Source organism: Kitasatospora sp. NE20-6, from assembly GCF_045862635.1.
In genome coordinates, this window is record NZ_BPRL01000083.1 from 24567 (window position 1) to 42976 (window position 18410).

The 18410-nt window shown below is 75.6% G+C and carries 18 protein-coding genes; 9 read left to right on the plus strand and 9 right to left on the minus strand.

From position 1 onward, the window contains the following. The first annotated feature begins 2 nt into the window (after positions 1-2). From SNE206_RS36115 to SNE206_RS36130, 4 genes are read left to right on the plus strand one after another with little or no spacing between them, the layout of a single operon-like run. Positions 3-1145: an LLM class flavin-dependent oxidoreductase gene (locus tag SNE206_RS36115; protein ID WP_407917810.1), complete on the plus strand. Its 1143-nt coding sequence runs from the start codon at positions 3-5 to the stop codon at positions 1143-1145. Beyond that, positions 1142-1912, plus strand: coding sequence for a serine aminopeptidase domain-containing protein (locus tag SNE206_RS36120; RefSeq protein WP_407917811.1), 771 nt, complete (start codon positions 1142-1144; stop codon positions 1910-1912). Before SNE206_RS36115 ends, SNE206_RS36120 begins: the two co-directional genes overlap by 4 nt. Next, the gene (locus tag SNE206_RS36125; protein ID WP_407917812.1) at positions 1909-2442 is read left to right on the plus strand and encodes a flavin reductase family protein; all 534 of its coding nucleotides are present in this window, start codon (positions 1909-1911) and stop codon (positions 2440-2442) included. The genes SNE206_RS36120 and SNE206_RS36125 overlap by 4 nt, the downstream gene beginning before the upstream one ends. Continuing rightward, entirely contained in the window at positions 2439-3548 is a 1110-nt protein-coding gene (locus tag SNE206_RS36130; protein ID WP_407917813.1) for an LLM class flavin-dependent oxidoreductase, read from the plus strand. Before SNE206_RS36125 ends, SNE206_RS36130 begins: the two co-directional genes overlap by 4 nt. Positions 3549-3647: 99 nt before the next feature. Here the strand turns inward: SNE206_RS36130 and SNE206_RS36135 are convergent, their stop codons facing one another. Together SNE206_RS36135 and SNE206_RS36140 are read right to left on the minus strand one after the other, a co-directional pair. Beyond that, positions 3648-4979 carry an MFS transporter gene (locus SNE206_RS36135; RefSeq protein ID WP_407917827.1) on the minus strand — a complete coding sequence of 444 codons (1332 nt, stop codon included), beginning with the start codon at positions 4977-4979 and terminating at the stop codon, positions 3648-3650. A gap of 287 nt (positions 4980-5266) precedes the next feature. Then, the gene (locus tag SNE206_RS36140) at positions 5267-6133 is read right to left on the minus strand and encodes an EamA family transporter (RefSeq protein ID WP_407917814.1); all 867 of its coding nucleotides are present in this window, start codon (positions 6131-6133) and stop codon (positions 5267-5269) included. Between the two features lie 226 nt (positions 6134-6359). Here SNE206_RS36140 and SNE206_RS36145 point away from each other — a divergent pair, with 226 nt between their 5' ends. Both SNE206_RS36145 and SNE206_RS36150 read left to right on the plus strand, forming a co-directional pair. Continuing rightward, the gene (locus SNE206_RS36145; protein ID WP_407917815.1) at positions 6360-7463 is read left to right on the plus strand and encodes a LysR family transcriptional regulator; all 1104 of its coding nucleotides are present in this window, start codon (positions 6360-6362) and stop codon (positions 7461-7463) included. A 31-nt stretch (positions 7464-7494) separates the two neighbouring features. Continuing rightward, entirely contained in the window at positions 7495-8007 is a 513-nt protein-coding gene (locus SNE206_RS36150) for a methylated-DNA--[protein]-cysteine S-methyltransferase (protein WP_407917816.1), read from the plus strand. Here SNE206_RS36150 and SNE206_RS36155 read toward each other — a convergent pair. The 6 genes from SNE206_RS36155 to SNE206_RS36180 all read right to left on the minus strand — a co-directional run bounded on the left by SNE206_RS36155 (position 8000) and on the right by SNE206_RS36180 (position 15456). Next, on the minus strand, positions 8000-9160 hold the full coding sequence (locus SNE206_RS36155; protein WP_407917817.1) for a ferritin-like domain-containing protein: 1161 nt from the start codon (positions 9158-9160) through the stop codon (positions 8000-8002). The genes SNE206_RS36150 and SNE206_RS36155 overlap by 8 nt on opposite strands. 183 nt (positions 9161-9343) lie before the next feature. Then, positions 9344-11365, minus strand: a complete 2022-nt coding sequence (locus SNE206_RS36160) for an FAD-dependent oxidoreductase (protein ID WP_407917818.1) — start codon at positions 11363-11365, stop codon at positions 9344-9346. 205 nt (positions 11366-11570) lie between these two features. Beyond that, the gene (locus tag SNE206_RS36165) at positions 11571-12401 is read right to left on the minus strand and encodes a hypothetical protein (protein ID WP_407917819.1); all 831 of its coding nucleotides are present in this window, start codon (positions 12399-12401) and stop codon (positions 11571-11573) included. Next, a complete protein-coding gene (locus SNE206_RS36170; RefSeq protein WP_407917820.1) occupies positions 12401-12925 on the minus strand; it encodes a SigE family RNA polymerase sigma factor in 525 nt (174 codons plus the stop codon). The genes SNE206_RS36165 and SNE206_RS36170 overlap by 1 nt, the downstream gene beginning before the upstream one ends. 569 nt (positions 12926-13494) lie before the next feature. After that, positions 13495-13935 carry an Lrp/AsnC family transcriptional regulator gene (locus SNE206_RS36175; RefSeq protein WP_405009412.1) on the minus strand — a complete coding sequence of 147 codons (441 nt, stop codon included), beginning with the start codon at positions 13933-13935 and terminating at the stop codon, positions 13495-13497. A gap of 171 nt (positions 13936-14106) precedes the next feature. Further along, a complete protein-coding gene (locus SNE206_RS36180; protein WP_407917821.1) occupies positions 14107-15456 on the minus strand; it encodes a transaminase in 1350 nt (449 codons plus the stop codon). Positions 15457-15797: 341 nt separating this feature from the next. Here SNE206_RS36180 and SNE206_RS36185 point away from each other — a divergent pair, with 341 nt between their 5' ends. After that, a complete protein-coding gene (locus SNE206_RS36185; protein ID WP_407917822.1) occupies positions 15798-16523 on the plus strand; it encodes a TetR family transcriptional regulator in 726 nt (241 codons plus the stop codon). A 133-nt stretch (positions 16524-16656) separates the two neighbouring features. Continuing rightward, positions 16657-17148, plus strand: a complete 492-nt coding sequence (locus SNE206_RS36190; RefSeq protein WP_407917823.1) for a Zn-ribbon domain-containing OB-fold protein — start codon at positions 16657-16659, stop codon at positions 17146-17148. Positions 17149-17234: 86 nt separating this feature from the next. Here the strand turns inward: SNE206_RS36190 and SNE206_RS36195 are convergent, their stop codons facing one another. Further along, a complete protein-coding gene (locus SNE206_RS36195) occupies positions 17235-17867 on the minus strand; it encodes a GNAT family N-acetyltransferase (protein WP_407917824.1) in 633 nt (210 codons plus the stop codon). A gap of 356 nt (positions 17868-18223) precedes the next feature. On the opposite strand from SNE206_RS36195, the gene SNE206_RS36200 reads away from it, so the two are divergent. Beyond that, positions 18224-18410 (plus strand): heterodisulfide reductase-related iron-sulfur binding cluster (locus tag SNE206_RS36200; protein ID WP_407916677.1); only part of this gene is annotated, 187 nt, incomplete at its 3' end.

Consider the following 18410-nt stretch of genomic DNA (forward strand, 5'->3'; position numbering starts at 1 on the left):
CCGTGCCCGTCGAGTTCATCGGCATGATCTCCACCCACGACGTCTCCGAGACCCGCCCCGCCCGCGGGCCCGTCGTCGACGCCGACTACACCCGCCGCTTCGCGCAGGCCCACGAGGAGGCCGGCTTCGACCGCATCCTCGTCGCCCACTCCTCCGCGAGCCCCGACCCCAACCAGGTCGCCGCCTACGCCGCCGCGCACACCGAGCGCCTCGGCCTGCTCATCGCGCACCGGCCGGGCTTCATCTCCCCGACCGTCGCCGCCCGCACCTTCGCCACCCTCGACCAGTTCTCCGCCGGCCGGGTGGCCGTGCACATCATCACCGGCGGCCACGACGCCGAGCAGCGCCGCGACGGCGACTACCTCACCAAGGACGAGCGGTACGCCCGCACCGACGACTACCTCACCGTGCTGACCCGCGCGTGGACGGAGGAGAAGCCCTTCGACCACGAGGGCCCCTACTACCGCTTCGCCGACTTCCGCTCCGAGGTGCGGCCGTTCCAGCAGCCGCGCATCCCGCTCTTCTTCGGCGGCTCCTCCGAGGCCGCCTACCGCGTCGGCGGCAAGCACGCCGACACGTTCGCCCTGTGGGGCGAGCCGCTCGCCGAGACCGCCGAGCAGATCGGCCGCGTGCGGGCCGCCGCCGAGGCCGCGGGCCGCACCGAACTGCCGGGCTTCAGCGTCTCCTTCCGCCCGATCCTCGGCCGCACCGAGGACGAGGCGTGGGAGCGCGCGCACCGCATCCTCGACACCATCCGCGACCGGGCCGACGCCTTCGGCGGGCGCCGCGCGATCCTCCCCACCGGTCCCGGCGCCGCACCGCAGAACGTCGGCTCGCAGAGGCTGCTCGCCGCCGCGGCCAAGGGCGACCTCCACGACCGCGCCCTCTGGACGGCCCCCGCCGCCGCGACCGGCGCGGCCGGCAACTCCACCGCCCTGGTCGGCACCCCGGAGACCGTGGCGCAGGCCCTGCTCGACTACGTCGACCTCGGCGTCACCACCCTGCTCATCCGCGGCTACGACCCGCTGGAGGACGCCCTCGACTACGGCCGCGAACTGCTGCCGCTGGTCCGGCAGGAGGTCGCCCGCCGCGACGCCGCAGCCGCCGCCGCACGTCCCGCCGCGCTCGCGGGCGGTGCCCGGTGACCGCCGCCCCCGCCCTGCGGTCCGCCGACACCTGGCACCCCGCCGAGGGCGTCGTCGTGCGCGGCACCGTGCTGCTGCTCCCCGGACGCGGCGAACACCCGGGAGTGTACGGGCGGTTCGGCCGGCGCCTGGCGTACGACGGCTACCGCGTGCAGGCGCTCGCCGACGTCGGCGCGCTCGCCGACGCCGCGCGCCTCGCCGAGCAGGTCGACACCGCCCGCGAGGCCGGCGGCCCGGTGGTGCTCGCGGGCTCCGACACCGGGGCGCTGCTCGCCCTGGCGGCGTCCGCGGGCGCCGCCCGCCCCGACGGCGTCCTGCTCGTCGGAGCCCCGGCCACCCTGCCCGCCGGCGGTACGGCCGAGGAACGTCCCGTCTGGCAGGACGAGTTGACCGCGCGGACGGCCTGCCCGGTGCACCGCGGACTGCTCGCCGCCGACCCCGACTTCCGCCCCGGCCGGCTCGGCGTGCCCGTACCGGCCGAACTCGCCGCCGCCGTCGAGGCCGCCGCCCCCGACCTGCCGGTGCTCGTGCTGCACGGCCTGGCCGACCCGGTCGCCCCGCCGGCGGCCGCCCGCCGACTCGCCGCACGCCTGAAGCGCGCCGAACTCGTGCTCGTCACCGACGGGTTGCACGACGTGCTCAACGACGCCGCGCACCGCAGCGTCGCCGCACAGATCGTCCAGTGGCTCGAACGGCTGCGCGCCGACCGCACCGCACTGCCCCACCTGCTCACCGTGTCCTCCTCCTGGGAAGGAACCACCTCATGACCGCCGTCGACGAACGACCCGTCACCGCACACCCGGTGGAGGCGGCCGAGCGCGCCGACCTGCTGCGCCGCACCCTGCGCCGGCACGCCGCCGGGGTCACCGTCATCACCGTGCCCGGCCCGGCCGGGTTCACCGCGACCTCCTTCACCTCGGTCAGCCTGGAACCGGCCCTGGTCTCCTTCTACCTCGCCGGCACCGCCTCGGCGGCCCCGGCCGTCCGCGCCGCCGAAGCGTTCACCGTGCACGTGCTGAGCCGCGAACAGGAGTCGCTGGCACAGCGGTTCGCCACCAGCGGGATCGACCGGTTCGCGGGCACCGGCTGGCGGACGGGCCCGCACGGCACCCCCCTCCTCGACGGCGCCGCCGCCCGGCTGACCGCCCGGCCGGTGCTCCTCCAGCAGGTCGGCGACCACCTGCTGGTCGTCGGCGAGGTGCTCGACGCCGACGCGGACGGCGGCACACCGCTGCTCCACCACGACGGCGCCTTCGGCGGGTTCGCCCCCGGGGCGGCAGGCCGGGACGCCCGGTGACGGCGACCTTCCACTGGTTCCTGCCCACCACGGGCGACAGCCGCCACGTGGTGGGCGGCGGCCACGGCTCCACCCCGGGCGAGGCCGGTTCCGACCGGCAGCCGAGCATCGCCTACCTGGGCCAGGTCGCGAGGGCCGCCGAGCAGTCGGGGTTCTCCGGTGCGCTGACCCCGACCGGTCCCTGGTGCGAGGACGCCTGGCTGACCACCGCGATGCTCACGCAGCAGACCGAACGCCTCCGCTACCTGGTGGCGTTCCGGCCCGGCCTGATCAGCCCCACCCTGGCCGCGCAGATGGCGACGAGCTACCAGCAGCAGTCCCACGGACGGCTGCTGCTCAACGTCGTCACCGGCGGCGAGTCGGCCGAGCAGCGGGCGTACGGCGACTTCCTCGACAAGGACGGCCGGTACGCCCGCACGGACGAGTTCCTCGACATCGTCGGACGCCTCTGGCGCGGGGAGACCGTCGACCACCACGGCCCGCACCTGCGGGTCGAGGGGGCCCGGCTCAACCGGCTGCCCGACCCGGTGCCGGAGGTGTACTTCGGCGGGTCGTCGCCCGCGGCCGAACAGGTCGCGGCCCGCCACGCCGACGTGTACCTCACCTGGGGCGAACCGCCGCCGCAGGTCGCGGAGAAGATCGCGCGGATCCGCAGCCTCGCCGCCCGGCACGGCCGCACCCCGCGCTTCGGGATCCGGCTGCACACCATCACCCGCGACACCTCCGGGGAAGCCTGGGCGGAGGCGGCCCGGCTGCTCGCCGGGATGGACCCGGAGCGCATCCGCACGACCCAGCGCGCCCTCGCGGAGAGCGAGTCGGAGGGCCAGCGCCGGATGCGGGAGCTGCACGGCGGGGCCACCGACCGGCTGGAGGTGTACCCGAACCTGTGGGCGGGCATCGGCCTCGTCCGCGGCGGTGCGGGCACCGCCCTGGTCGGCAGCCACACGGAGGTCGCCGACCGGATCGAGGAGTACCACCGGCTCGGCGTCGACGAGTTCGTGCTCTCCGGTGTGCCGCACCTGGAGGAGGCGTACCGGGTCGGCGAGGGCGTGCTGCCGCTGCTCGCCCGGCGCGGGCTGTGGAACCGGCCGGGCGCGGGCACCTGACACCCCCCGGGCGGAGCCCCCCGGTGCCACTCCGTGCCGGGCCGGTGCTGCGGGGCCCCCGGTGACCGGCGGCCGGCCACCGGCCGGGCGCGGGGTGGCTCAGCCGGTCCGGCCGACGCGGCCGAGCGAGCGGTCCGCGAGGGTCGTGGCGAGGAAGAGCGCGGAGACGCCGAGCAGCAGGACGGCGAGGTGGTGCAGGCCGCCGGTGTCGGCGCCCTGCCGGTAGAACGCGGCGGTGGCCGCGGAGGCGCCGAGCGCGCCGAGGTACATGAAGGTGCGGAGCAGCCCGGCGGAGGAACCCATCCGGGCCCGGTCGGCCTGGGCGTAGAGGGCGTTCTGGTTGGCGAGGCCGTTGAGGCCCTGCGGGATGCCGAGGAGCGCGCCGAGCGCCACGAGCAGCCAGACCGGACTGCCGGGGCCGAGCAGCAGGAGCAGACCGCACGCGGCGAACTGCGCGAGCCCGCCGACGACGAGCTTGCCGCGGACGCCGGCCCGCCGGCCGGTGGCCGCGGTGACGGCGATCGCACCCGCCGACATGGGCAGCAGGACGAGCCCGGCGGTGGAGGGGCCGAGCGACCTGCCCTCCTCCAGCCACTGGGTGTAGCCGTAGAGGAAGGCGTACGAGGTGGTGCAGGCGAGGAGCTGGCGGCCGTACGTGGCGAGCAGCGGGGGGTTGCCGCTCAGCACGCGCAGGTCGACGAACGGGCGGGCGGTGCGGAGCTCGCGGGCGGCGAAGCCGGTGCCGGCCGCGGCGCCGGCCAGGAGCAGCGGCAGGTGGGCGGCCTGCGGCTCCATCAGGAACACCATGAGGGCGGTGAGGGCGGCGGCGAAGAGCAGCATGCCGGGGACGTCGACACCGCCGGACCCGTCGGCGGTGCCGGGACGGACCGTCCGGGCGGGCCCCCGGGGCAGCCGGCGGGCGCCGAGCACGAGGCACGCGGCGGAGAGCGGCACGTTGATCGCGAAGATCAGGTGCCAGCCGCCCGCGCCGATCAGCAGGCCGCCGAGGGTGGGGCCGACGACGGCGACGACCTGGTTGGCGATCGAGAGTGCGGCGAGCACCCCGGCGGGGCTGTCGGCGCCGGTGCGGTCGGATTCGCTGCGCAGCAGGTGCATGGAGGCCGGGTAGGCGGCGGAGGTGCCGAGGCCGAGCAGCACCCGGGAGAGCACCAGCACCCAGAGGGCCGGGGCCAGCACGCCGGTGAGTCCGGCGACGCCGACGAGGACGGTGCCGGTGAGGTAGAGCGGGCGCGGGCCGTACGTGTCGACGAGCCGGCCGATGACGGGCTGGCCGACGGCGGTCGCGAGGTAGAGGCCGGTGACGAGCCAGGCGGTCTGCGAGGGCGGTGCGCCGAAGGCGTGGCCGATGGGGACGAGGGCGACGGCGAGCATCGAGGAGTTGACCGGGTTGAGCACCGAACCGAGCATCATCGGTGCGAGCAGCCGCCGGTCGAAGCCCGCGGGGCGGGTGCGCCGCCCTGGGTCGGTGGTGGCGAGTCCGGTCACGGCCGTGCCGCCCGGCACCGGCCGCCGGCGTTCCGTGCTCCGGCGTTCCGTGCGCGGGCGTTCCGTACGTCGGCCGCCGCCTCGGTCGGGGAGGTCCTTCCGCTGCCGTGGTCGATGCCGTTCATGCCGCCCACGGTAGGTCTCTTCAGCCGTAGCTGTCCAGTTTGGCTGTACAGTTTGGCTGTGCGTCCGGACCCGCGGGCGGCGCCGCCTCAGCGCCTGCCCTCCCGGCGGGCCGCACCGATGCCCGCGGCCACCACCAGGGCCGTCCCCGCCGCCTGCACCGCCGTCGGGGTCTGCGCGACCAGCACCATGCCCGCCAGCAGGCTCACCGCCGGTTCGAGACCCGCCAGGGTGCCGTACGCCGTCGCGCCCAGCCGTTGCAGCGCCCGCATCTCCAGCAGGAACGGCACCAGCGGCATCAGCACCGCGATCCCCGCCACCGCGGCCACCCCACCCCACGTGAGGTGCCCGACGACACCCGGCACGCCGAACGGCGCCGCGACCAGCGAGGCCACCGTCAGCGACACCGCCAGCCCGTGGGCGGCGGGGAACCTGCTGCCCACGTGCGCCGTGCCGAGCACGTACAGCGCCCAGCAGGCGCCGGCGCCGAGCCCGAACAGCACCCCCGCCGGGCCCGCGGTGCCCGTCCACGGCGAGGTGAGCAGCAGCACCCCGCCCGCCGCCAGGGCCAGCCAGCCGAGCTCCGCCCGCCGCTTCGACGCCGCCACGGCCACCGCCAGCGGCCCGAGGAACTCCAGCGCGGTCGCCGTGCCGAGCGGCAGCCGCGCCGCGGCCTCCGAGAAGAGCAGCATCATGCCGGCGCTCACCGCGCCCAGCAGCACCGTGGCCAGCACGTCCCGCCGGGACGCGGCCCGCAGCGTCCGGCCCAGCGAGCGCCCGGTGAACGCGAGCAGGACCCCGGCGGCGAACGTCAGCCGCAGCCAGGTCGTGCCCGCCGGGCCGAGCGACCGGAACAGCTCGGTGGCGAGCGCACTGCCGGTGTGCAGCAGCGCCATGGAGACGAGCAGCAGCACCGCCCCGGGCACCCGGCGCCGACCGGGTGCGGGTGCCGGCACGGGCGGTGCCGCAGGGGTGGGAAGGACAGGAGGGGCGGGAAGGGCGGGGAGGACGGGAGGGGCGGGAAGGACGGGAAGGACGGGAGGGGCGGCCGGGGCCGTTGCGGCGGTGGAGGTCACCCGGCCATTGGACCGGCCCGCACCCGTTTCCGTCCACGGGCCATCGGTGGACCGACCGTCCACCGATGGTGGATGATCCCGGGGTGACCACCGACAGGCCGCCCCGATGACCACAGACAGGCCGCCCCGCCTGCCCGCCCCGACGGCCGCCGACGGGCCGTCCCGCCTGCCCGCCCCGACGGCCGCCGACGGGCCGTCCCGCCTGCCCGACCCGACGGCCGCCGACGGGCCGTCCCGCCTGCCCGACCTCGGACGGCTCCGCCTGCTCGCCGAACTCCACCGCCTCGGCACGATGGCCGCCGTCGCCGCGAGCACCGGCTACGGCACCTCCGCGGTCTCCAAGCACCTCGCCGTGCTGGAGCAGGAGATGGGGGTGCGGCTGCTGCGCCCGGTCGGCCGCCGAGTGCAGCTGACGCCCGCGGGGGAGCGGCTCGCCGAGCACGCCGTCGGCGTCCTCGCCTCGGTCGAGGCGGTGCGGGCCGAACTGCGCGGCGGCACCGAACCGGTCGGCCGGGTGCGTCTCGCGAGCTTCTTCACCGCCGTCGAGCCGGTCGTGCTGCCGGCGCTGGCCCGGCTCCGCGCGCTGCACCCGCGGGTCTCCCTCGAACTCCACGAGCACGAGCCCGAGCACACCGTCGAGCTGCTGCGGGCCGGCGCCGTCGACCTGGGCCTGGTCTACGAGTACAGCCTGGTGCCGCGGGCCGTGCCCGGGGAGCTGGACGCCCGGCTCTTCGCGGAGCAGCCGCTCTACCTCGCGGTACCGGCGGGCTCCCCGGGCGCGGGCCGGCCGGTGGCCCTCGCCGACCTGCGCGGCTTCGCGGACGTCGGCTGGATCGCCAACTCCCGCGGCAGCGACGACGACGAGCTCGTGCACCGGGTCTGCGCCGTCGCCGGGTTCACCCCCCGCATCGTGCACCGCATGGACAGCCTCCACCTGGTCAACAGTCTGGTCGGGGCCGGCCTCGGCGTCGCGCTCCTGGCGGAGTCCGGCATCGAACGCGACCGGACGGACGTCTCCTTCCGCCCGGTCGACCCGCTCGCGGGCACCCGCCGCAGCCTGCTGCTGGCGCGGACCGGCCAGTGGTCGTGGCCGCCGGTCGCGGCGGTCGCCGACCTGATCGCGCCGGGTGCGGGCGGTCCGGCGGGGCGGCAGCGCGGTGTCCGATTCCCGCCGGAGCCGCCGGCGCGGGCAGGGGAGACTGGCGGGTGAACGACGTGGGCGAAGGACCGAGGAGAAGACCGTGACCGTGTACACCGCCGTGGACAGCCCCCTGGGCGACCTCCTGCTGGTGGGCGAGGAGTCCGCCACCGCGCCGGGCGGCGTCGCGCTCGCCTCGGTGTCCATGACCGGGCAGCGCAACGCCGCCCTGGTGCGTGACGGCTGGCGGCACGCGCCGGAGCGGTTCGACGGCGTCGCCCGGCAGCTCCGCGCGTACTTCGCCGGTTCGGCGGACTCCTTCGACCTGGAGCGCACCGCCACGGGCACCGACTTCCAGCGCCGGGTGTGGCAGGCGCTGGACGCCCTCCCGTACGGCACCACCACCACCTACGGCGGGCTCGCCGAGCGGGCGGGCATCCCGCGGGCGGCGGTCCGCGCCCTGGGCGCGGCGATCGGCGCCAACCCGCTGCTCGTCGTGCGTCCCTGCCACCGGGTGATCGGTGCGGACGGCTCGCTGACCGGCTACGCCGGGGGGCTGGACCGCAAGCGGTGGCTGCTCGACCTGGAGGCCGGCGCCCGCACCGCCCTCAGCTGATCGGGCGGAACTGCGGCCCGTACGTGCGGCCGCTGCCGTCGGGCAGCGGGATCTCCATCAGGCGGACGGCCGGCCCCTCCAGTGCGCGCATCTCCTCGACGGCCGCCGACAGGGCGCGGGCGCTGCCGCGTGTCCAGGCCGCCTGCAGCGCGCGGAGCGCCCGCGAGAACGTGGCGTCGAACCGGCCGAGCAGCCGCCGGACCTCGGGGGAGGGGTCGGGCCAGCCCCCGGCGGGCACCGCGCCCATCGGACGGGCCTCCGGGAAGGGCAGCACGTCCCCGGTGTACTCGAAGCGGCCGCCCGCCTCCCGGATGCGGGCGCCGTGGAAGATCTCGCCGAACGCGTAGTAGTGGGACGGCGCGCCGTGACTGCCGTGCGGCGGGTCGGGTGAGACCGAACTGCCCTCGCCCTGCTCCTTGATGGTCTCGATCGCCTCCTCGACGTCGGCCGGGCCGAGCACCGGGCGCAGCGTGTTCGAGCCGATCCGGGTGCCGAGCTGGCGGTCCGGGGAGAGCACGGGGGCGAGGTCCTGGAAGGTCTCCAGCAGGGCGGTGTAGAAGGCGCCGATGGTGGGCACGGCACCCGCGCGGGTGAGCGGCGACTCGGGGGTCTCGATCCCCATGAGCACGTCCTGCACGTACGGGCGCGTCAGCCCGCCGAGGTACACCGTGAGGCCTTCGCGGACACCGCCCGGCAGCCCCGAGGGGTAGGCGGGGACGGCGTCGTGGATGCGCGGCGTGCCGCCGACGGCCGCGAGCATGTTGCACGCCAGGCCCATGTGGAACATCTCGTCGTGCACGATGTCGGCGATGAGGGCGGCCGCCTCGCCCGCGCGGTCCCTGATGGACCACCAGGCGCACAGGTAGGGCGGGATGGTGGCGAGTTCGAGTTCCACGGCGATCTGCAGCGCCGACCTGAGCCACTCCAGGTCCCGCCCCGGGCCGGCCACCGCCATCAGCCGGGCGACCGCGCCGGGCGGGCCGGCGGTCACCGCGGCCGGGGGGAGCGGAGCGGCGGCCGCCCGGCCGGCCGCGGTGGTGAGGATCGGCGCGGTGGTCAGGATCGGCGCGGCGGTGGCCAGCGTGGCCGACCGGAGGAACCCCCGGCGGTCCCACGTACGCGGCGGACACGCCTCCCCGGACGGATCGGTCATGCCTGACTCCCTTCCCAGGAGCGGTGCAGCCCGGTACGACAGCCGGTGCGCGCGGACATGTGCAGGAACGGTGACGGTAGCAAGCGTCCCGGCCGCTTCCGGGCGCCGACGCTTCCGGGTGGTCCGCCACCACCCGACCGGATCAACCGCCGGGCCGGGCCGCCACCGCACCGCACCGCACGGTCAGATCGCGGCGGCCAGGCGGGTGCCCTGGTCGATGGCGCGCTTGGCGTCGAGCTCGGCCGCGACGTCGGCGCCGCCGATCAGGTGCGGTGCGAGGCCGCGTGCGCGGAGCGCGTCGTACAGGTCGCGCCGGGGCTCCTGGCCGGTGCAGAGCACGACGGTGTCGACCGGCAGCACCTGCTTCTCGCCGTCGAGGGTGAGGTGCAGGCCGGCGTCGTCGACGAGGTCGTAGGCGGCGCCCGCGGTCATGGTGACGCCGCGGTGCTTCAGTTCGGTGCGGTGGATCCAGCCGGTCGTCTTGCCGAGGCCGGCGCCGACCTTGCCGGTCTTGCGCTGCAGCAGGTGCACGGTGCGCGGCGCGGCCGTCCGGACGGGCGCGGTGAGGCCGCCCGGCGTGGTGTGCCCGGTGTCGACGCCCCACTGGGCGAAGAACACCGCGGGGTCGCGGTCCGGTCCGGTGCCCGGGTCGGTGAGGTACTCGGCGACGTCGAAGCCGATGCCGCCCGCCCCGATGACGGCGACCCGGCGTCCGACGGGCACCTCGTCGCGCAGCACGTCCAGGTAGCCGACGACGCTGGGGTGGTCGATGCCCGGGATGTCGGGCACGCGCGGGGTGACGCCGGTGGCGATGACGATCTCGTCGTGCCCGGCGTCGGCCAGGTCGTCGGCGGTGACCGTGGTGGAGAGGCGGACGTCGACGCCGTGCGCCTCCAACTGGTGCCGGTAGTACCGGATCGTCTCGTCGAACTCCTGCTTGCCGGGGATGCGCCGGGCGACGTCGAGCTGCCCGCCGATCGTGTCGGCCGCGTCGTACAGCGTGACGGCGTGGCCGCGCTCGGCCGCCGACACCGCGAAGGCCAGACCCGCGGGGCCGGCGCCGACGACGCCGATCCGCTTGCGCAGCCGGGTCGGGGCGAGCACCAGCTCGGTCTCGTGGCAGGCGCGCGGGTTGACCAGGCAGGAGGTGATCCTGAGGCTGAAAGTGTGGTCGAGGCAGGCCTGGTTGCAGCCGATGCACGTGTTGACGGCCTCCGGCGTGCCCGCGGCGGCCTTCGCGACGAAGGCCGGATCCGCGAGCAGCGGGCGGGCCATCGAGACGAGGTCGGCGTGGCCGTCCGCGAGCAACTGCTCGGCGAGCTCGGGGGTGTTGATGCGGTTGCTGGTCACCAGCGGGATGCCCACCGAGCCCATCAGCTTCTTCGTGACCCAGGTGTAGGCGCCGCGCGGCACCGAGGTGGCGATGGTGGGGATGCGCGCCTCGTGCCAGCCGATGCCGGTGTTGATGATGGTGGCGCCGGCCTCCTCGACGGCCTGCGCGAGCCGGACGACCTCCGGCAGCGTGGACCCGCCGGGGATGAGGTCGAGCATGGAGAGCCGGTAGATCAGCACGAAGTCGGGCCCGACCCGTTCCCGCACCCGGCGGACGATCTCGACGGGGAAGCGCATGCGGTTCTCGTACGTGCCGCCCCAGCGGTCGGTGCGGCGGTTGGTCGGGGCGGCGACGAACTCGTTGATCAGGTAGCCCTCCGAGCCCATGATCTCGACGCCGTCGTAGCCCGCGCTGCGGGCGAGCGCCGCGCAGCGCACGAAGTCCTCGACGGTGCGTTCGACCTGCTCGTCGGTCAGCTCGTTCGGCACGAAGGGACTGATGGGTGCCTGCAGCGGGCTCGGCGCGACGAGCCCGGCGTGGTACGCGTACCGGCCGAAGTGCAGGATCTGCATCGCGATGCGGCCGCCGGCGGCGTGCACGGCGTCGGTGACCAGCCGGTGCCGGGCGGCCTCCTCCTCGGTGGTGAGCATCGACCCGCCCTCCCAGGGGCGGCCCTCCTCGTTGGGGGCGATGCCGCCGGTGACGATCAGGCCGACGCCGCCGCGGGCGCGTTCGGCGTAGAACTCCGCCATCCGCTCGAAGCCGTCGGGGGCCTCCTCCAGCCCGACGTGCATCGAGCCCATGATCACCCGGTTCGGCAGCGTGGTGAAGCCCAGGTCCAGCGGGCTCAGCAGGTGGGGGTACGCGGTCATCCGGGGTCTCCTCGGTCGCTCGTGACCAGCCCTTTGTAGACCGTCGCGGGCGCTCTTTGCAACTGGGTGCATAAACCCGGGGTGTGCCGTCGGACACCCCGGGGCCGTCCGGTCCTGCCACTGCGGCGCTCCGCCGCGGCCCTCCGCCGCTCCCGTCCGCGGTCGCTGCTCCCGTCCCGGCCGCCGTTCCCGTCCCGGCCGCCGTTCAGTCGGTGCGCGCGAAGTCGCCCCACACCGAGGCGGTGCCCGCCGCCCCGTCGGTGTCCGCGCGGTACCAGTCGTCCTTCGCGTCGCGGCCGCCGGTCGCATGGTCGTACTGCCCGGCGAAGACGTGCTCCCCGGCGGGGACCGTCCGTCCGGCCCTGAGGGTCCAGCGGTAGACCAGCACGCCGTCCTCGACCCGCACGGTCACCGTGAAGTCGGCGGCCGGCAGGGTCTGCCAGTGCCCCGTGTCCTTCACCCCGGAGGTCCTCGCCACGTGCAGTTCCAGGGTCAGCGCGGTCAGCGGGCTGCGCGTCTTGAGCGTGATGTTGCTCTGCGCCCAGGCGTCGGTGCTGTGCGGGTCGACGGAGCCGTCGGCCCACAGCGGGCCGTCCTCGGTGTGGCTCCCGGCCGGTCGGGCGGCCGGGCGGTGGGTGGGCGAGGCGCTCGCCGACGGCCGGGCCGACGGGCTCCGGGTCGGTGACGGGCTCGGCCCCGGGGACGGCGGCACCACGGCCGCCGACGGGCTCGGTGCGGCCGACACCGAGGGGCTCGCGGTCGCCGTCGCCGTCGCCGTCGCCGTCGGCACCGGCTTCGGGTCAGGGCGCTGCGCGATCGCGGCCACGGCGAGACCGCCGGCCGCCATCGCACCGGCGGCGGCCACCGCGGCGAGCACCACCTTCGGCCACCCCAGCAGCCGGGTGCGCTCCCGGTGGCGGCCCGCCCGCCGGTCGGCGGGGCGTTCCGTGCCGCGCTCGATCCGGGCGAGCATCCGCTCCCGGTCCGGGCGGTGGGCCTCCGCGGCTTCCCGCAGTCGGCCGTGCAGATCGTCCATCACCGCTTCCTCCCCGCCAGTTCACCGGCGGCGCGGCTGCCGAGCAGCCGTTGCAGTTCGGCCATGCCCTTGGAGGTCTGGCTCTTGACCGTGCCGACCGATACGCCCAGGGCGAGCGCCGTCTCCTTCTCCGACAGGTCGAAGGCGTGCCGCAGCACGACGCAGGCGCGCTTGCGGAACGGCAGCCGCGCCAGCGCCGACCGGACGTCCACCACCGCGGCCACGTCCGGCCCGTCCGTCCGTTCCGACCGCTCGGACCAGAACAGCAGCACCCGGCGGCGCTCCCTGACCCGGCTGCGGATCCGGCTGCGCGCCATGTTGGCGACCACCCCGCGGGCGTACGCCACCGGATGGTCGGCGCCGCGCACGCGGTCCCACCGGTGCCAGAGCGCGACCATCGCGTCCGCCGCGAGGTCGTCGGCGGCGTCCGCCTCACCCGTCATGAGGTGGGCGAAGCGCGCGAGTTCGGCGTGGTGGCGTTCGAAGAAGTCGTGGAACTCCGCGGACGCCTCATCGACGATCATGTCCGGGGCGGGGCCTCTCGATCCGATGTTAGCGTTCTCATCCCGATGGGAAGGCGGCAGCGTACCAACCGCTCGGACCGCCGCATCACACGGAGCCGGGTGCGTGCCCGCCGCGGCGGCGCCGTGGAATCCGGCCGCCCTCCGGCCCCGGACCCGGCCGGACGCCGGCAGCACGTCCGCGGCCATCAGCCCGCGGACCGCGGGCGAAGGGCTGCGCGGACCGGCGGGGCCGCGGCCTCGCACCGGCCCGGGGCGTGCGGGGGCACGGCCGCGCGTGAGCCGGGCGCGGGGTGCGGGCCTGACGGCCGGGCGGAGGCAGGGGTGGGCACGTGGCGTCTCCTTCGGGGAGGGCTGACACGTGCTGGTCGCCGCCGCCCGCCGGAAGGTTGCCGCCCGCCCGCCGCTCGTCGGACACCGGGCGCTCGTCGGGCATCCGCCGGTGGCCGGGCACCCGCCGGTGGCCGCGCTCCGGACGGCCGCGACGGCCGCGACAGCCGCGACGGACGCGGGTCGCGGGCCGTGCGCCGCAGGCCCGGCCGGCGGGCGGACGGGCCTGCCCCGACGGGGTGTCAGCCGACCTCCCAGAAGAAGCGGTGCGTGTGGATGCCGAAGTACGGGAACGACTGGACGAGTCGGATCCCCTCGATCGGCCGGACGACGTCGTTGACGAAGTCGAGGAGTTCGCGCGGCCCCGGGCAGACGACCTCGGCGAAGAGGTCGAAGCCGCCGGAGGTGAGCACCGAGTAGACGACCTCGCCGTGGTGGGCGAGCGCGTCGGCGACGCCGCGCGGGTCGCCGTCCACGCCGATGCCGAGCATCGCCATGGCCTGTCCGCCCATCGCCATCGGGTCGGTCACCCCGACGACCTGGACGGCCTTGGCGTCGAGCAGGCGCTGGAGCCGCTGGCGGGCGGCCGATGCCGACAGTCCGACCTTCGGGCCGAGATCGGCGTACGCGATCCGGCCGTCGGTCTGCAGCTCGCGCAGGATCGCCCGGTCGATGTCGTCCACGTGTGCTCCTCGGTCCCGCCGCCCCGGCCCCGGCTCCGTGCCGACGGCCCCCGCCCTGCTGTCAGCCCCGAAGACTACTCGGGGCCGGCGGCGCGGGGCGGGGGCCGTCCGCAGGTCGGCCGGGGCGTCGGGTCGGCCGGGGCTCCGGGCCTGGGCTCCGGCCGGGCGGGTTCAGCCGGCCAGCTGGGCGAGCGCCACGGAGAAGACGTCGGTGTGCGCGTCGACGTCCGCCTCGGTGGTCGCCGGGCACATCAGGGCCATGTTGTGGAACGGGGTCAGCAGGATGCCCCGGTTGGCGAGGTGGAGGTGCAGGTAGTCCTCCAGCTCGGTGTCGGCCGCCGCCGCGGACGCGCCGCCGGTGCGCGGCGCCGGGGAGGCGAAGCGGTACTCGACGCGCGCGCCGAGCCGGCTGACCGACCAGGGCAGCCCGTGCGCGTCGACGGCCTGCTGCACGCCGGCCTCGAAGCGCTCGGCGAGCTTGGCCATGCCGTCGAAGGCGTCGTCGGTGAGGACGTGCTCCAGGGTGGCCCGCATCGCGGCGACGGAGAGCGCGTTGCCGGCCAGCGTGCCGCCGACACCGCCCATGTCGACGAGGTCGAGGTCGTTGCGGCCGAGCAGCCGGTCCGACAGCTCCGCGGAGAGCCCGTACGCGCCCGCGGGGATGCCGCCGCCGATCGCCTTGCCGATCGTCAGGATGTCGGGCTGGAGGTCCCAGGCGGCGGTGCAGCCGCCGGGCCCGGCGGAGAAGGTGTGCGTCTCGTCGTTGACGAGCAGCACCCCGTGTCTCCGGGTGAGCTCGCGGACCCCGTCGAGGTAGCCGGGCTCGGGCAGCACGATGCCGATGTTGGTGAGGGCGGGCTCCATCAGCACGGCGGCCACGTCGCCGTGGGCGAGCTCCCGCTCCAGCTGCTCCAGGTCGTTGAACTCGGCGACCCGGCTGGTGAGCGTGACGTCGCAGGGCGCCCCGACGTTGCCGGGCCGCGACATGCCCCGGCCGTCGGGGCCGACCACGATGAGCGACTCGTCGACACTGCCGTGGTAGCTGTAGCTGTTGACGAGGATCTTGGAACGTCCGGTGACGGCGCGGGCCAGCCGGATCGCCCACCGGTTGGCGTCGGTCGCGGTGAGCGAGAAGCTCCAGTGCGAGAGGCCGAAGCGCCGGGTGAGCTCGGCGCCGACCCACTCGGCGTCCTCGGTCGGCATCATCGCGGTCGCGCCACCCTGCTCGGCGAACCGCCGCTGCACGGCCGCGGCGACGGGCCCGGGGGAGTGGCCGGCCATGGCGCCGGTGTCGCCGAGGCAGAAGTCGATGTACTCGTGGCCGTCGATGTCGGTGATGCGGGCGCCGTGCGCGGTGGCGAGGTAGCGGGGGAACGCGCCCGCGGCCTTGTTCATCCAGGTCATCGGCACGCGCCCGAAGAGGTGGTCGGCCCGGTCGAAGGCCGCCTTCGACCGGGGGTTGCGGCGCTCGGCCTCGACGCTCTCACGGGCGAGGAGGTGCTGCAGGCGTGCTCGGTCCATGGGAGATGCCTCACGTCGGGGCCGGGATGTGGCACGACTGTAGGTCGGATCATGTGCCTCGGCAACAAATGACGGCTGATTCGATTGTTTCGACAATCGATTCGATTGTGTGGCGGGCGTGGCGCCCACCCATGGGGGGGGGATCCGGCCGGGCGTGGGAGCCGCCGGGCGCCGGGTGCCCCGGGTGCCCTGGGCGCCCTGGATACCCGGGGTGTCGTGGTCGTCCGCCGTGCCATGGTCGTCCGGGGTGGCACTCCGGCGGCACGGAGTGCCATGCATGCCGTGCGTGGAGTGCCGTCTGGTGCGTGAGTGGCGCGGCGTCCGGTGCTACCGTCCCAGCCATGAGCGACCTGCAGAAACGGGGGCGCGGCCAGGCCGCGGCCGCCGAGCGTCCGGCGATGCGCGAGGCCCTCGTCGCGGCTGCCTTCCGGCTGTTCGGCGAACGGGGCTTCGAGCAGACCACCGTCGACGACATCGTCACGCTCGCCGGTGTCGGCCGGCGCTCCTTCTTCCGGCACTTCCCGTCGAAGGAGGACGTGGTCTTCCCCGACCACGAGGGCGGGCTCGCCGCGATGACGGCGTACCTGGCGGACGCGGACGACGCCGGAGATCCGGTGGAGCAGGTGTGCGACGCCACCCGGCTGGTGCTCCGCACGTACGCCGCCAACCCGGCCTTCTCCGTCCAGCGTTACCGCCTCACCCGGCAGGTGCCCGGCCTCCGGGCGTACGAGCTCTCCGTCGTGTGGCGCTACGAGCGGGCCCTCGCCGACCACCTGCGCGCCCGGTTCGCGGTGCGCTCCGACGGTGCGCTGCGGGCGGACGTGATCGCCGCCGCGGTGGTCGCGGCCCACAACCACGCGCTCCGCACCTGGCTGCGCTCCGGCGGGGAGGGCGATGTGGAGGAGGCCGTCGACAGCGCGCTCGGCTACGCCGCGAAGACCTTCGGCGACGGCCCCGGCCCGGCGCAGGCGCCGGTGCGGGAGGAGGAGGTCGTGGTCGTCGTCGCCCGCCGGGGCACGCCGATGTGGCGGGTGGTCCAGGGCGTCGAGAGCGCGCTGGAAGCCTGAGCGGTCGACGGTGCCAGATGTCGGCACCCAGTGCCTTTACGTTCTGGCACTCGGTGCCATACGCTGACGGTCTCAGGTCGGCCGGGCGCGGCACCGTTGCCGCATGTCCCGGCCCGGAGCGGGAGGAGCCGCCATGAACCCCGTCGCCACCGCCGTCCCCCACGGGTCCGTCGCCACCGCCGACGGTGCGTCCGTCGGCACCCCGGCCGACGGGGACAGTGGGCCCGCCCTGCACTTCCTGCGCTGCCAGTGGTGCCGTTCCGCGGCCGCGCCGGTCCGGATGCTCTGTCCCGCGTGCGGCAGCACCGACCTCGTCGAGGAGCGCAGCGCGGGTGCCGGCACCGTCCGCCGCCTGCTGCCGCTGTCCCGTCGCGGCAGCGGTGAGCCGATGCCGTACGTCGTCGCCCTCGACGAGGGCTTCACCGTCCAGGCCGCCGTCACCGGTGCGCTGCCCGGCGCCGTCCCGGCCGGCACCCGGGTCGAACTGACCGTCGCCACCGAGGGCCTGGTCGCCTTCCGCACCGCCGCCGGCCAGCCCGGCTCCTTCGACTCCGGCTTCTCCTACCGCTTCCACGGCGGCGCCCGCTGGTACGCGCACGAGCCCGGCGCCCGCCGCGCCGGCTGACCCGGGCGCCGGTCGGCCGTAGGCCGCAGCCGCCGCAGCCGCCGCTGTCGAGGGTGCCCCCGGCGGCCTGTGCCGCGGGTTGCGGTTCAGGGGGTGACGGGCTTGCGGAGGAAGCCGGTCAGCGGTGCGACGACCTTCCAGCCGAGCGTTCCGTAGAGCGCCCGGCCCTGGACGGTCGCGCCCAGGATGCCGGTGGCCGCGCCGTTCCCGACGGCCGCGTCGGTGAGTGCGCCCATCACCACCGTCCCGAGGCCGCGGCGCTGGTGCGCCTCCTCGGTGACGATCTGGTCGAAGACACAGGCGGCGCCTGTCAGGCCGATCCGACCGCGCGCGGCGAGCTCCCCGCCGGCGGCCAGGATGCGCACGCTCGTGACGTCGCCGGCGGCCTCGGCGGTGACCGTGTAACCGTCAGGCGCGCGCACGGCGGACGGGCGCAGGTCGACGGCCATCAGGAAGCCGGGATCGGTCGGCTCCCACTCGGACGAGAACCACGGCTCCATGACGTCCGGTTCCAGGAAGGCCTTGATGCAGGTGGCCGGTTCGGTGATCGAGCCGACGAGCCCGCGGACGGTCGCGACATCGGTGTCGAGCAGGACGTGGCGGACCGTTCGGGTCGGCAGCCCGACCTGGATGCTCAGCCCCCACGGCTCGTCCACCGGCTTCGGCGTCCCCCGCGAGACGGTCCATCCGTCGACCCACGAGCGCGCGAGTTCCCACATGTGGACACCCCTCCAAGTAATGACTGATTCCTGTCTTTGGATATTACACAGGCGCGGTGGCGGCCATCGACGGATCGGCGCACGCGCCCGGGGGATCCCTGCGGGAGGGAGCCCACGGCTGGTGCGTGAGGACCGGCGACGTGTGGGCGGCGGCACCGACCGCCGTCGACCGGCCCGCCCTCGGAACCGCCGGAAGCGGCCAGCGCCGCGGGCGCGTTGGCAGCCGTCCGTCGGCGACCGCGCGGCTACACTCCGGCCGGTGGCCCGGCGACGGGCCGCAGGAGCGGTGCCGCAGGCCGTGGCCGGCGGCCCGACCCGGCAGCCGCCGTACCCGATCGCCGTCCGAGGGAGCTGTGATGCGTGTCGCACTCTTCGTCACCTGTGTCAACGATGCCCTCTTCCCGGACACGGGTCGTGCGGTGGTGGCTCTGCTGGAGCGGTTGGGGGTGGTGGTGGATTTCCCGGTGGCGCAGACGTGTTGCGGGCAGCCGCAGTTCAACACCGGTTACCGGCGGGGGACCGAGCCGCTGGTGCGCAGGATGG

Bases quoted from the DNA above. Each gene is read 5' to 3' on its own strand.
- SNE206_RS36165 (WP_407917819.1), bottom strand. From the start codon at position 12,401: ATGGACGATCTGCACGGCCGACTGCGGGAAGCCGCGGAGGCCCACCGC.
- SNE206_RS36170 (WP_407917820.1), bottom strand. From the start codon at position 12,925: ATGATCGTCGATGAGGCGTCCGCGGAGTTCCACGACTTCTTCGAACGC.
- SNE206_RS36155 (WP_407917817.1), bottom strand. From the start codon at position 9,160: ATGACCGATCCGTCCGGGGAGGCGTGTCCGCCGCGTACGTGGGACCGC.
- SNE206_RS36180 (WP_407917821.1), bottom strand. From the start codon at position 15,456: ATGGACCGAGCACGCCTGCAGCACCTCCTCGCCCGTGAGAGCGTCGAG.
- SNE206_RS36190 (WP_407917823.1), top strand. From the start codon at position 16,657: ATGAACCCCGTCGCCACCGCCGTCCCCCACGGGTCCGTCGCCACCGCC.
- SNE206_RS36160 (WP_407917818.1), bottom strand. From the start codon at position 11,365: ATGACCGCGTACCCCCACCTGCTGAGCCCGCTGGACCTGGGCTTCACC.
- SNE206_RS36145 (WP_407917815.1), top strand. From the start codon at position 6,360: ATGACCACAGACAGGCCGCCCCGCCTGCCCGCCCCGACGGCCGCCGAC.
- SNE206_RS36135 (WP_407917827.1), bottom strand. From the start codon at position 4,979: ATGATGCTCGGTTCGGTGCTCAACCCGGTCAACTCCTCGATGCTCGCC.
- SNE206_RS36185 (WP_407917822.1), top strand. From the start codon at position 15,798: ATGAGCGACCTGCAGAAACGGGGGCGCGGCCAGGCCGCGGCCGCCGAG.
- SNE206_RS36125 (WP_407917812.1), top strand. From the start codon at position 1,909: ATGACCGCCGTCGACGAACGACCCGTCACCGCACACCCGGTGGAGGCG.
- SNE206_RS36195 (WP_407917824.1), bottom strand. From the start codon at position 17,867: ATGTGGGAACTCGCGCGCTCGTGGGTCGACGGATGGACCGTCTCGCGG.